The sequence below is a fragment of the Massilicoli timonensis genome (assembly GCF_900199515.1).
Lineage (GTDB): Bacteria > Bacillota_I > Bacilli_A > Erysipelotrichales > Erysipelotrichaceae > Massilicoli > Massilicoli timonensis.
Genome location: NZ_LT963433.1, coordinates 63,059 through 76,000 on the forward strand (window position 1 = coordinate 63,059; position 12,942 = coordinate 76,000).

Here is a 12,942-nt window from a genome sequence, read left to right on the forward strand (position 1 = left end):
GGCGATGCTATAAAAAGCAAGAGCTGATCGTATCTCTTGAAATAAGCACTCATCCGTTTGCCAAATATCATTTCCGTAAAGAAAACTTCTTTATAGGCAACAAGGCGATGATGCTAATCACTGCAAACGGCTTTTATCAATAGATTCCTATTTCCCATATTTCCTATGACGATCGTGAATTGTCTGCTTTTCCATCAGGCTTGATTCATCCTCGATCTTTCTGACACAAAGCCGCAATACATAATGATCCTCCCCTTTTACCGCGATTTCATCCATCAGTACATCCTCATAAATACGATCATCGATCCGCCAGCCATTCTTTGAAACCGCCTGCATCAACCGCTCATAGCAGCGATATGCCTGATCAAAGGAACCGACATGATAGGCGCAAAGATAAGTACCGGCCTCCCTGATCGTATAAGAAAGACGCTTCGGTCTATGATTCATCAAGAAATAGACTTGTTCATAGCATCCATATCCCTTTTTCTCGATTGCTTCCCGTTTCATGCTGGCACCGATGCCGTAAGGTGAACAAAAACTGCCGCTCTTGCTTTTTATGATCAATTCGCTGATCTGTTTAGCAAGCGTATAATGATCATAAGCAGACAAAGGAGCCGCATATAAATATTGCTTCGGAAATGACATAATCTGTATTTCTTCTACATTGATCGACAGTGCTTCTTCGATCACGCGCATCTGCTCATTGACCCATAATTTCATTTCTTTTAATCTGCGGATATGCGCATCCAACAGCTGGTTTTCTTCCTTTAACAAAGCGAGAAAGCGCTTCGGATCACGATTATCTAAATAGGCTTTGATCTCTTTCAGCGGCATGTTTAATTCTTTCAACAGTTCGATCACATGAAAAAGATCGATTTGGGAAATCGAATAACAGCGATATCCGTTTTCCTTTACAAGCTCAGGCTGAAACAAGCCGATCTCATCATAATGAAACAGCGTGTGTTTGGTCGTTCCGACCGTTTTGGCAAATTCGCCGCATGACAGATAACGATCATTTTCCGGTTTCATTGTCATCACCTCTTGACTATCGGGTTACCCTATCGTTTATGATAGCACATGTCGATATCGAAAGGAAGTGATCAAATGAAAAATCATATTGCACAGGATTTTACCTTTCCTTCTTTGATGAGATTTGTTTTCCCGACGATCATCATGATGGTATTTATGTCCTTATACACGATCGTCGATGGAATCTTTGTATCAAGACTGCTCGGCAGCAATGCCCTTTCTTCTTTGAATATCGTATATCCGATCCTCAGTGGAATCTTAGCCATCGGTATCATGTTGGGAACCGGCGGCAGTGCGATCATCGCCCGCAAGCTGGGAGAAAATAAAAAGCAAGAAGCTTATGAAAACTTTTCTTTGATCAGTGTGGCGGCACTTGTGATCAGCGCTGTGATTTGTTTGTTGATCGTCTTGTTTCTTGAACCGCTTTGCCGCATACTTGGAGCAAATGATTTATTATTGCAGGACAGCAAAACGTATCTGCTGATCATGGGCTGCTTTGCGCCGATTACGATGATGCAGCTCATCTACCAGACCCTGTTTGTCACAGCATCAAAACCTGCTCTTGGTTTAAGTGTTACGATCATTGGCGGTATCAGCAATATGGTATTGGATTATGTATTTATGGGACCGATGCAGATGGGGATTGCGGGAGCGGCATTGGCCACCGGTATCGGTCAGCTCATTCCGGTGATCGTCGGTTCTGTTTTCTTCTTTACCAATCATAACGGTTTACATTATGTGCTGCCGAAGTGGAATGGACGCGTGCTGTTTGAAAGCTGTACAAATGGTTCCAGTGAAATGGTCAGCAATCTTTCCAATGCCGTGATCACATATCTGTTCAACCTGATCATGATGCGGCTGTTAAAAGAAAACGGGGTTGCCGCAATTACCATCGTACTGTACGCCCAGTTTTTATTTAATGGACTGTATCTTGGTTTCTCGATGGGAGTCGCACCGATTATCAGCTATCATTACGGCGCCCAAAACAGCGATGTCCTGCGCCGGCTTTATCGGATCTGCATGCGCTTCATCATCGGCAGTTCGATCGTCGTCGTATTGATTTCGATGTTCTGTGCTTCAGCTTTGATCACCATTTTTACCACGCCGCAGGATCCGACTCATGATATTGCGCTGCATGGTTTTTATCTGTTTGCGATCAATTTCCTGTTTGCGGGCATCAATATTTTTGCTTCTGCTTTATTTACCGCTTTCTCCAATGGAAAAGTATCAGCCATCATCTCTTTCTTACGCACCTTTGTCATCATTGTCGCATGCGTCTTGATCTTGCCATCTCTCATCGGTGTGGATGGTGTATGGCTTTCGATTCCTTTGGCTGAGCTGCTTACTTTATTTGTATCTTTGTTATATTTGCGTCTGTTCAAAGACATTTATCAATATGGATAAGCGCTGCTTTCACAACGCCCTTTCAAAGAGCAGGAAACAAGATGCTCTCACAGCACGCTATATCCTTTCCCGCATACTGCTTCATATAAAAACTGTTCCTCTACTCAGATCATCATCGATCTATCCTATGGAACAGTTTTTTTGTTTATGCTTCTGTTAATCGTGCATCGATATCTGCAATTTCTTTTTCCAGTTCTTCAATAAACGCCTTTTTATCTTCAATGGCTTCTTCCATCTCATCGATCGCCCGCTGACCAAGCAATCCGACCATATCCTGCTTCATGTGTTCGATCTGGCGCTTCTGATTTTGGATCAGTTCTGCTTTGCGGTTTCGTATCTCTTGCATGTGTTGTAACCAGTTCGCATGCTTTTCTTCATTCCAAGCCTTCAATCCCGCAAAATAATCATCCATGATGGAACGGAATACTTTCCATACCTGATCTTCTTTTTCTTTTCCGCAAGAGCCAACCGCTTTCCATTTGACGCCAAGCTCTTTCATCGCCGCTGTATGTTCCTTCGTATATTCCTTTGTATCGGCAATGGCTTTCGCCTGTGCGATCAGCGCCTGTTTCGCTTCGTATTTTTGATGCTGCTCCTCATGAAGTTCATCGTAATGTGCATTTCTTCTGTCATAGAACTGCTGGCGGGCTTCCTTAAACGCATCCCACAATTCATCTTCATGTTCTCGGCCGGCACTGCCGACTGCCTTCCATTCTTCCATCAGCTCACGATATGTGTTGCTTGTTTTTTGCCACTGCTCAGAATCGGCTAACTCGCGTGCTTTGGCGATCAATTCTGTTTTTACGGCGCGCGCTTTTTCAAACTGTTCTTTTCGATTTGCCCAATAAGCACGCTTCAATTCATAAAACTGTTTACGAATTGCATGGAATGTTTCCCACAGCTCATCATCTTTTTCTTTTCCGGCATTGCCTGCTTCTTTCCAGCGTGTCATCAGCGCATCCATTTCCTGAGCCGCTTTATTGAAATCCTGTGCTTCCAACAGTGCCTTTGCTTCCTCGATGATCGCTTCCTTTACTGCCTGGATGCTTTCATAACTCGCCCGCTTCTTTGCATAGTATGCATCCAGATATTGATCGAATTCTTCCATCAATTCATCTTCCAACACACTTTCCCAATAAGCGATGAGGTTCCATGCCTTTCTTAAATTTGCAACGGCACGCGCATCCGGTTCTTCTGCCGCCATCAGTTCTTTCGCTTCCGCAATCAATTCCTTGCGCAAAGCGATGTCCTGATCTAAATCACTCACTTCATACATTTCATCACGATCGTTATACATAATAATCCTCCAATTATTCATAAATCCTTTCTTATGAATCTTCACAATATAGATTTTACATCATATTGAAAGAAAAATCATTCATAATTTACAGTTTTTATCCTTTTTTTGTTTTTTATTGCTGTAAATTCGTAAATTGCCCCCGCTTTTTTGTATAAATACATACCAGCCAAGGTTTGAACAAAACAGGATCAAGAAGAATGGTTCTTGAAACGATGTACTTTTACTGACACACCTTTTCCCTGCAACAGGCAGGATAAAAGGATCTGCTCTCTTTTCCCCAAAAGAAAAAAGGCTGATTCCCAGCCTCTTTCTATCTTAGTAGTTTGTTGATTTTCTTTCAAAGTAAGCGCGTGAGTATCCGCAAGTCGGGCATACTTCCGGTGCTTCTTTGCCAAAGTGCAGGTGTCCGCACTGACGGCACATCCAGAAGATCTCTCCGTTTTCGTTAAATACTTCACCTTTTTTCAGACGATCCAACAATGTGCGATAGCGTTCTTCATGTGCTTTTTCCACACCGGCAACCAGATCGAATTTCTTTGCCAGTTCTTCAAAGCCTTCTTCGCGTGCTTCCTGCGCCATACGCTTATACATATCAGTCCATTCATCGTTTTCGCCCTGAGCTGCCGTTTCTAAGTTTGCGGCAGTATCACCGATGCCATGGAATTCTGAATACCACATTTTCGCATGCTGCGATTCCTGTTCAGAGGTTTCCATAAAGATCGCCGCGATCTGTTCGTAACCTTCCTGTGCCGCCTTCTGTGCGAAATATTTGTATTTATTTCTTGCCTGACTTTCACCGGCAAATGCTTCCATCAGGTTCTTTTCTGTTTTTGTACCTGCATATTTGCTTGCGCCTGCCGGTTTTGCTTCTACGATTTCTTCAAACTGGGAAGCCGGAACATGGCATAACGGACAAGTAAAATCAGCCGGAAGCGCTTCTCCTTCATAAACATAACCACATACTTTACACTTAAATTTCTTCATTTTCTGTACCTTTCCTTTCTTTAAGTCGCCTGAGCGATCCACATAAGTGGTGTGTAATATTCGTTTCGCCAAATCGCTGAGCGGTTTTGCGTAAAACGTTTCGTAAATCTGTATGATCTCAGGATTGTCATGCGAACAGCGAATCGTCATCGCCTCATCCCGATCATACAACGCCTGCATGCGTTTTGCATGCACATTTTCCTGCAATAATGCTTCTTTCGGTTGACCGCCGCCGCCAATACAGCCGCCCGGACAAGTCATGACCTCGATAAAATCATACCGCACTTCTTTTGCTTTTAATTTCTGCAATACCTGTTTGGCATTTGCCGTGCCATAGATGACCGCATAGCTCAACGGGATACCGGCGATCTCTACACTGCCGGCTTTTACACCATCTAAACCGCGCACCGGCTCATAATGCAGTAAATCAGCCGGTGGGTTATTTCCGGTAATCAGATAATAAGCCGTACGTAATGCGGCTTCCATAACACCGCCGCTGTTGCCGAATAAAACGCCTGCCCCTGACGCATCTGACATTAACGCATCATAGGACGCATCCTCCAGTGCTTCGAAAGCGATGTTTTCTTCCTTTGCCCATCGCGCCAATTCTCTTGCCGTCATGACATAGTCCATATCGCGCAGATCTTCTAATCCCAGATAATCCTGCGCCGCATGCATTTCTTCACGCTTGATCTCAAACTTTTTCGCCGTACACGGCGTCAATGCGACATTGACGATACGTTTTGGATCGATATTTCGATACTTGGCAAAATAAGTTTTGATCGTTGGTCCCTGCATGGAAATCGGACTTTTTGCCGATGATAGATTTGCGAGCATCGATGGCTCATAGGTTTCAACAAATTTGACCCATGCCGGGCAGCAGCTCGTAAACTGCGGCAGGACACCGCCGTTTTGAATGCGCTCTACTAATTCGCTCGCTTCTTCCATGATCGTAAGATCGGCAGCGAAATTGGTATCCAGCACATAGTCAAATCCCAGTTTGCGCAGCAATGCCACCATCTTTCCTTCTACAAAGGCGCCGCTTTCCATGCCAAACGCCTCGCCCAAGGCAGCTCTGACAGCCGGTGAAGTGGATACGATCACGATTTGATTCGGATCTTTCAGCGCTTCTTTGATGCCATTTGTATCATCTCTTTCCATGATACTGTCTACCGGACAGACATTGGCGCACTGTCCGCAGTAAATACAAATGGCCCGATCACCGGTTTCCTCCAGCGAATATGTGCCGTGTACTGCAATTTGTTTTTCACAGACCTCTTTACACATACCGCAGCGAATACATTTTTCTTCAACTCTTACGATCGCCGGATTATCGGTATCGATCGCAACTCTGACGCTCAATGGTTCATGTCTGCTCATCTCATTCTCCTTTTTCCGCTTTGCGGCATTCTTCACAAATCCCATAAAACTCGATTGAATGTCCTTCAATCAAAAAACCGTTTACCTGCTCTACATCTTCCATGTGCGCCTGATAAGGGAATGGTGCATCGATTACCTTGCCACAGATACGGCAGCGCAGATGATAATGAGGAGGATTTTTTAATTCATAGTGCATTTCCGAATCATTTACCGGCACCTTCATGATCGTACCTTCTTCGCTCTCTTGATTTAAGATACGAAAGACGGTTGCCTTGCTGATCGTCGGATAATCGGCGCGCACATACGCATAGACCTGTGAGGCAGTCGGATGATTGTGCATCTTCTTTAAGGCGTTCATAACGATCTGTCTTTGTAATGTGTTACGCTTCATATACAACCTCCTTATTGATACTCATTATCAATTACTATTATAATTAAATCACTTTTTTTGTCAAGATGATCCTGTTCTTTTTTTACAATTTTTATGATCCTGTTCTTTTTTTACAATTTTCTAAAATCATCTTTTTCATTTTAGAAAGTGTCGAAGCGTTGCTTATTGTTCAAACGATCCTTAGGCATATCGTATCAACATGAAATGACAGATGATCCTAAAAACACCTGCTTTCTTTTCACTGTTTATAAATTCCCTTTTTCGATTCATTCATGAAAAAAACACCTGCTTATCACAGATGTTTTTATCTTCTCCAATTTACAGTTTTGCGGCTGCTGCTTCGTCCACGATCACGACAACATCCGGATGATTCTGCAATACCGATGCCGGACAATTCACATCCGGTGCTTTGTTTACCATTGCCGCAACCGCGTCTGCCTTATTCTCACCGGTTGCCACCAGCAAAATCTTCTTTGCTTTCATGATCGTAGCAATTCCCATCGTAATCGCGTGCGTCGGCACCTGATTGATGTCGTTTTCAAAGAAACGAGCATTGTCCTGACGGGTTTTTTCAGTCAAGGTAACGATATGCGTTGTTTCACTAAACGGTGTGCCCGGTTCATTAAAACCGATATGTCCGTTAGCGCCGATTCCCAGCACCTGAATATCTACGCTGTAATCTTCCATTGCTTTTTCATAAGCATCGCAGTCAGCCTTTGTATCGCCGTATGGCACATGCACGTTCTCTTCTTTGATGTCGATTCCCTTAAACAGGTTCTCATGCATGAATGTATAGTAGGACTGTTCATGATTGCGGTCGATGCCCACATATTCATCTAGGTTGAATGAGGTGATATCCGCATAGCTGGTGCCGTTTTCCTGATGATCCTTGATCATGTTCTGATAAAGACCGATCGGTGAAGAACCGGTTGCCAAACCAAGTACCGCATTTTTCTTATTTGCGACTACTTCTTTCATCACTTCAAACGCTTTTTTTGATACTTCATCATAATTTTTCAAAACAATTACTTCCACAATTCGTTCCTCCTATTTCTAACTGTTTTCATCATATCACGAAATCAAATGAATTTCAATGTAACACTTTGGCCCGATTGTCTCTAAAAAAGAGTAATCGTATAAGCGGTCGTAAACATCCGCCCTTTCGCCAATAGCATCGTTCCTTCACGATGATAAAAATCTTCCTTGCAGTCATAGAAATCGCCGTGTCCATACCATGGTTCAATACAGAGAAACGGCGCGCCGCGTTTCGCTGTCCAAAAAGCCAGCAGCGGATAGCCGCCGATGCTTACCCGCACACCGTGTTCTTTCCCTTTTAAGGTGACATAGGCGCTGTGCATGCCACGATAGATCAATGTCCCGTATTTTTCAAATAACGCATAGTCCAGCGGCAGTTCCTTTAATTCCAGCATCTTGCCGGTTACCCCTTTTGGCGCGTTAGGATCGATGATCAGCTGTTCCAAATGCTCGTTTTCATCAAAACAAATCGTGTAATCTTCAAATGCTTCTCCCTGCACCAACGGGCAGTTGAATCCCGGATGCAGACCAAATAGAAACGGCATCGTCTGATCTCCGGTATTTTCTATTTCATAGCGAACCGTTAAGGTAAGACCATCTAAGCGATAAATCGTTCTGCATGTGAAAGGAAAAGGATACTGCGAGAGCGCATCCTGATCCGCTTCATATTGAAAGATCACTTCTTCTTCATTCGCTTTGATACAGGTAAAATCCACGTAACGAAGCAATCCATGATTTTTCATCGCATATTTTTTTCCATTGATCTCATACGTTTTCGTATAAGTATTGCCTACCATCGGAAACAAGGTCGGATTCTTTCCCGTCCAATACGCTTCCTCGCCTTGCCACATATATTGCAGGCCGTTTTCTTTGTTGATAAAGCTGGCGATCTCTGCGCCCTTTTCACAAAATGTTACGACTGCCGAAGCATTTTCCAGTTTCATATGACACCCTACTTTCTTTGTTTTTATTATTGTATCACGTTCCCTTAGACTTTGCCATACCTTCCCTTTTGCGTTATTTTTATATCCCGATGACAGTTTCTCGGTGTCATGATACAATGGATGTAACCACCATGCAAAGGAGGATCTTATTATGGAACTTGATCATCAGTTTATGGCAGAGGCAGTACACTTTATATGTAGCGGCGCAATGGTGTGGACCAAACTGGGGCGACTTGTCTATGGAGTAAACAGCATCGATTTATGCAATCTGATCGGTGAACAGGGATGTGCCTGCAGTGAAATGGTCTTTGCACATTCTTATCTGAAGCCGAAAGTAACCGCAGGTGTCTGAAAGGAAGAATGTATTGCGGGATTAAAAGCGTATTTTCAAAAATAAAGAGGAGATCATCAGAATGAAATCGATTTGGAATACTTTATATGACGAAGCATGCCGCATCCAAAATGACAGGACCCTTTCCGCCTATATAGAAGCAGGTGGAACAGCGTGCGCCCTGTTATCCGCGAAAGGCAATATTTATACCGGTGTCTGTATTGATGCCTGCTGCTCTTTAGGAATCTGTGCTGAACGCAATGCGATCTTTCAAATGATCACAAACGGCGAACAGGAAATTCAAAAAATATTGACTTTGATGCCGGATGGCTCTTGTGCCATGCCTTGCGGCGCTTGCCGGGAATTGATGGTACAGCTCATGCCGCACACTTATCAAAATATTGAGATCATGGCAGATATCAAGAATCAGAAAACCGTTTCTTTAGGAGAATTGACGCCGCACTGGTGGATCACTTCCCATTAACATTATCTTATAAAATAAAAAAGGAAACACGTTTTTAACGCATTTCCTCCTGGGTGCGGAACTGACTTTCATATAATTTATGATAAATGCCGTTTTGCGCAAGCAATTCCTCATGGGTTCCTTGCTCCCGTACTTCTCCGCCGGTGATGACGACGATCTCATCGGCATTTTTAATCGTTGATAAACGATGTGCCACTACCAATGTCGTTCTGCCTTTGCATAATTCATCCAGCGCTTCCTGAATCAAAATTTCTGTCGTATTATCCAATGCACTGGTCGCTTCATCTAAAATCAAGATCGGCGGATTTTTTAAGAATACCCGTGCAATCGACAATCGCTGTTTCTGTCCACCCGACAGTTTGACCCCACGTTCGCCGATATTGGTATCATAACCATTTGGCAGCGTCATCACATAGTCATGGATATTGGCACGCTTGGCAGCTTCGATGATCGCTTCCTCACTTGCCCCCAAATCGCCATAAGCGATATTTTCTTTGATCGAACCGTTAAACAAAAACACATCCTGCTGTACGATCCCGATATTTTTACGCAGTGATGCGAAAGTAAGATCCTTCAGATTCTGTCCGTCGATCGCAATCGTTCCCTGATCAAGCGGATAGAAGTGCGGAATCAAATGACAGATCGTCGTCTTGCCGCCGCCGCTAGGGCCAACTAACGCCAGTTTTTCACCCGGCTTGATATGTAAGGAAACATCATTCAACACTTCTTTGCCATCCGCATAATGGAAAGAAACATGATCAAAAGTAATTTCTCCTTTAATGTTTTTCAATTCATGCGCCGCAGCGCTTTCTTCCTCTATCGGTTCATCGACGATCTCACAAAAGCGCTGAAAGCCGGTCATGCCGTTTTGGAACTGTTCCATAAAGTTGATCAGCTTTTTGATCGGATTGATGAACTGATTGATAAACAGCATATAAGCAACAAAATCTCCATAATTGATCCACCCCTGAAACGTATAATAGCCGCCTGCCACCAGCACGACCACATTCAACAAATCAATGATGAAATTCGAACCGCTGTAAAAATGTCCCATTGCCTTATAAGCTTTTTCCCGTGCTTTGACAAAAGCCCGATTGCCCTTTTGAAATTTATCCACTTCAAAAGTATCATTGGTAAATGCTTTCGATACCCGGATACCGGAAATGCTGTTTTCTAAATTGGCATTCACGACCGCTACCTTTACCCTGCTTTCCATAAAGGCTGCCGTCATGCTTTTGCGAATCTGCATACAGAAGAAGATCAGGATCGGTATGAAAATAAAGATAATGATCGTAAGGGAAACATTGATCGTACAAAGGTAAGCGAAAGCGCCGATCATCATGATCAAAGAAATAAACAGATCCTCAGGTCCATGATGCGCCAATTCCGCAATATCCTGTAAATCATTGATCATACGGCTCATGATCTTCCCGGTTTCATGCTCATCATAGTAAGAAAACGGCAGTTTCTGTAAATGAATAAAAATATCGCGGCGCATATCCGCCTGCATATAAACTCCTACCAAATGTCCATAATACTGCACAAAATAACCAAGCAAAGCTTTTATGATGTAGATCACAAGCAGAACAAATGCCCAGATAAATAATAAACGCATCTCATGATTAGGAATAAAATCATTCAACATGTCTCTGGTGATGATCGGGTAAAACAGATCGCAGACCGAAATGAAAAATGCCGAGATCAGATCAAGCAGAAACAATCGCCGATGCGGTTTGTAATAAGCAATAAAGCGTCTTATCATTCTGTCAGCCCCTTTCCTGATATTTATGTATTATACTAAAATCGGAAATTGAATGCAAAGTGAAAAGCATAAAAACACTTGCTTTCCACGTTCAAAAGAAACAAAAGCAAGCGCTCTGCCTGCACACATAGAAAAAAGACGGCTCCCCGATCGGAAACAGCGTCTTTTATCGTATGTTATTTTATTATTGTTTGCCGAGCAGACGGAACATATTTTTCTTATACACTTCCACGCCCGGCTGATTAAACGGATTCACGTCAATGAGATAGGATGTCATACCGATCGCTCTGAAGAAGAAATAGATCAGATAACCGAAAGAATGTGCGCTCATATCAGGGATTTCGATCAACAAATTCGGCACCTTTCCGGTTTCCACATGGGCTTCCAGTGTTCCTTTGGCAGCCATCTGATTGACCCAATGCAAGTTCTTGCCGCTGAGATAATTCATCTGGTCCATATTTTCTTCATCGCTTGGGAAGATCAGATCCTCACTTGGCTTCGATACATTGATGACCGTTTCAAACAATACTTTTTTGCCTTCCTGCACAAACTGACCGAGTGAATGCAGATCGGTAGAGAAAGTAGCGGAATGCGGCAAAATGCCTTTTCCCTCTTTTCCTTCACTTTCTCCAAACAGCTGCTTCCACCATTCACCGAAAGATGTCATCTGCAATTCATAAGTTACCAGCATTTCCACATCTTTTCCGGCATTCTGCAGCATACGGCGTGCCACCGCATAGCGATAGGCCGGATTATGATGCAAATCAGGATCGCTCAGATCCGCATAAGCCGCCTGCACACCTGTCATCAGTTCATCAATGTCAATGCCGGCAACCGCGATCGGTAAAAGTCCTACTGCAGTCATGACCGAAAAACGGCCGCCGATATCATCGGGAATCGTATAAGTGTCATAGCCTTCCCGATCTGCGATCTGTTTTAATGTGCCCTTGGCATGATCGGTCGTCGCCACGATGCGTTTTGCGGCTTCTTCCTTGCCATACGTCTTTTCCATGTACTGCTTCAATAAGCGAAATGCCAGTGCGGTCTCCGTTGTCGTACCGGATTTTGAAATGACATTCACAACGGCACGTTTGCCCTCGATATAGCGTAAGACCTGTGCGATATAAGTGGAAGAAAATGTATTGCCGATGAAGATGATCTCCGGTTTTTGACTTGGATATAAGCCGTTGATCATCTCGATTGCCGCTCTTGCGCCTAAATAACTGCCGCCGATGCCGCAAACTAAAAATACATCACAGTTTTCCCGAATCCACGCAGCGCGTTTCTTTATACGGGCAAATTCCTCTTTATCATAGGTATTGGGCCATTCTACCCAGCCCACATAATCATTGCCTTTTCCGCTTTTGTTCATCAGCATCGCATGACAACGGTTTACCGCTTCCTGATAAGCGTCAAAATCCTCCTTCAAAAACGCATGTGTTTCATCAAATCGAATCATGTTTAACCTCCTTCAGTCTTGCAAAGCCGCTTCGATCCACGCATCTAAATGCGCCGCCAGTGTGGAAAAGCCTTTTTCACTTTTCGGCAGGCGATACGCTCTTGCGCTCTTTACCCGTTTATTTTTACGGTGCAGGGCTTTCAAAGACAGCCTTAGGTGCTGATCTTCATCTATATCCAATACTTTGACTCTTACTCTCTCATGCAGATGCACGAATTTCGATACATCATCTACATAGCCGCCGGATATCTCAGAAATATGGATCAGTCCCGTATGCGTATCATCAATGCTCACAAATGCGCCATACGGCTTGATTCCGGTTACGATCCCTTCAACGACGCTGCCGATCGGATACAGCATTTCATCACCTCTTTTATTGAACACATTATATCATATCTTTCTCACTTGTGTTATAATGAGATGTGTTTTTTAGAGATTG

General features: G+C 43.5%; 12 protein-coding genes and 1 pseudogene. 3 read left to right on the forward strand and 10 right to left on the reverse strand.

Annotation, left to right across the window (positions count from 1 at the left end; all coding sequences use genetic code 11):
- Positions 1-147 precede the first annotated feature (147 nt).
- Positions 148-1,029: a MerR family transcriptional regulator gene (locus C1712_RS00870; RefSeq protein WP_180963033.1), complete on the reverse strand. Its 882-nt coding sequence runs from the start codon at positions 1,027-1,029 to the stop codon at positions 148-150.
- A 75-nt stretch (positions 1,030-1,104) separates the two neighbouring features.
- Here C1712_RS00870 and C1712_RS00875 point away from each other — a divergent pair, with 75 nt between their 5' ends.
- Positions 1,105-2,433: an MATE family efflux transporter gene (locus C1712_RS00875; RefSeq protein WP_102265956.1), complete on the forward strand. Its 1,329-nt coding sequence runs from the start codon at positions 1,105-1,107 to the stop codon at positions 2,431-2,433.
- A gap of 145 nt (positions 2,434-2,578) precedes the next feature.
- Here C1712_RS00875 and C1712_RS00880 read toward each other — a convergent pair whose 3' ends face one another.
- From C1712_RS00880 to C1712_RS00900, 6 genes and pseudogenes are all read right to left on the reverse strand, one after another.
- Positions 2,579-3,730: a DUF349 domain-containing protein gene (locus tag C1712_RS00880; protein WP_102265959.1), complete on the reverse strand. Its 1,152-nt coding sequence runs from the start codon at positions 3,728-3,730 to the stop codon at positions 2,579-2,581.
- Positions 3,731-4,048: 318 nt separating this feature from the next.
- Positions 4,049-4,717, reverse strand: coding sequence for a rubrerythrin (rbr, locus tag C1712_RS12850; protein WP_219718828.1), 669 nt, complete (start codon positions 4,715-4,717; stop codon positions 4,049-4,051).
- 45 nt (positions 4,718-4,762) lie between these two features.
- Positions 4,763-6,142: pseudogene (locus tag C1712_RS00885) on the reverse strand ([FeFe] hydrogenase, group A); the annotation flags it as partial.
- On the reverse strand, positions 6,099-6,488 hold the full coding sequence (locus C1712_RS00890; protein ID WP_102265963.1) for a Fur family transcriptional regulator: 390 nt from the start codon (positions 6,486-6,488) through the stop codon (positions 6,099-6,101). The pseudogene C1712_RS00885 and the gene C1712_RS00890, both read right to left, overlap by 44 nt.
- Positions 6,489-6,806: 318 nt before the next feature.
- A complete protein-coding gene (gene nagB, locus C1712_RS00895) occupies positions 6,807-7,523 on the reverse strand; it encodes a glucosamine-6-phosphate deaminase (RefSeq protein ID WP_102265965.1) in 717 nt (238 codons plus the stop codon).
- An 83-nt stretch (positions 7,524-7,606) separates the two neighbouring features.
- The gene (locus C1712_RS00900; protein WP_102265967.1) at positions 7,607-8,467 is read right to left on the reverse strand and encodes an aldose 1-epimerase family protein; all 861 of its coding nucleotides are present in this window, start codon (positions 8,465-8,467) and stop codon (positions 7,607-7,609) included.
- Between the two features lie 151 nt (positions 8,468-8,618).
- On the opposite strand from C1712_RS00900, the gene C1712_RS00905 reads away from it, so the two are divergent.
- A complete protein-coding gene (locus C1712_RS00905) occupies positions 8,619-8,819 on the forward strand; it encodes a tRNA-specific adenosine deaminase (RefSeq protein ID WP_102265969.1) in 201 nt (66 codons plus the stop codon).
- 61 nt (positions 8,820-8,880) lie between these two features.
- Positions 8,881-9,282: a cytidine deaminase family protein gene (locus C1712_RS00910; protein ID WP_102265971.1), complete on the forward strand. Its 402-nt coding sequence runs from the start codon at positions 8,881-8,883 to the stop codon at positions 9,280-9,282.
- Positions 9,283-9,316: 34 nt separating this feature from the next.
- Here the strand turns inward: C1712_RS00910 and C1712_RS00915 are convergent, their stop codons facing one another.
- The 3 genes from C1712_RS00915 to C1712_RS12935 all read right to left on the reverse strand — a co-directional run bounded on the left by C1712_RS00915 (position 9,317) and on the right by C1712_RS12935 (position 12,863).
- Positions 9,317-11,044 carry an ABC transporter ATP-binding protein gene (locus tag C1712_RS00915; protein WP_102265973.1) on the reverse strand — a complete coding sequence of 576 codons (1,728 nt, stop codon included), beginning with the start codon at positions 11,042-11,044 and terminating at the stop codon, positions 9,317-9,319.
- 184 nt (positions 11,045-11,228) lie between these two features.
- The gene (locus C1712_RS00920) at positions 11,229-12,503 is read right to left on the reverse strand and encodes a glucose-6-phosphate isomerase (protein WP_178200717.1); all 1,275 of its coding nucleotides are present in this window, start codon (positions 12,501-12,503) and stop codon (positions 11,229-11,231) included.
- A gap of 12 nt (positions 12,504-12,515) precedes the next feature.
- Positions 12,516-12,863 (reverse strand): CvfD/Ygs/GSP13 family RNA-binding post-transcriptional regulator, encoded by a 348-nt coding sequence (locus C1712_RS12935; protein WP_178200741.1) that lies wholly within the window; start codon positions 12,861-12,863, stop codon positions 12,516-12,518.
- Positions 12,864-12,942: the final 79 nt, after the last annotated feature.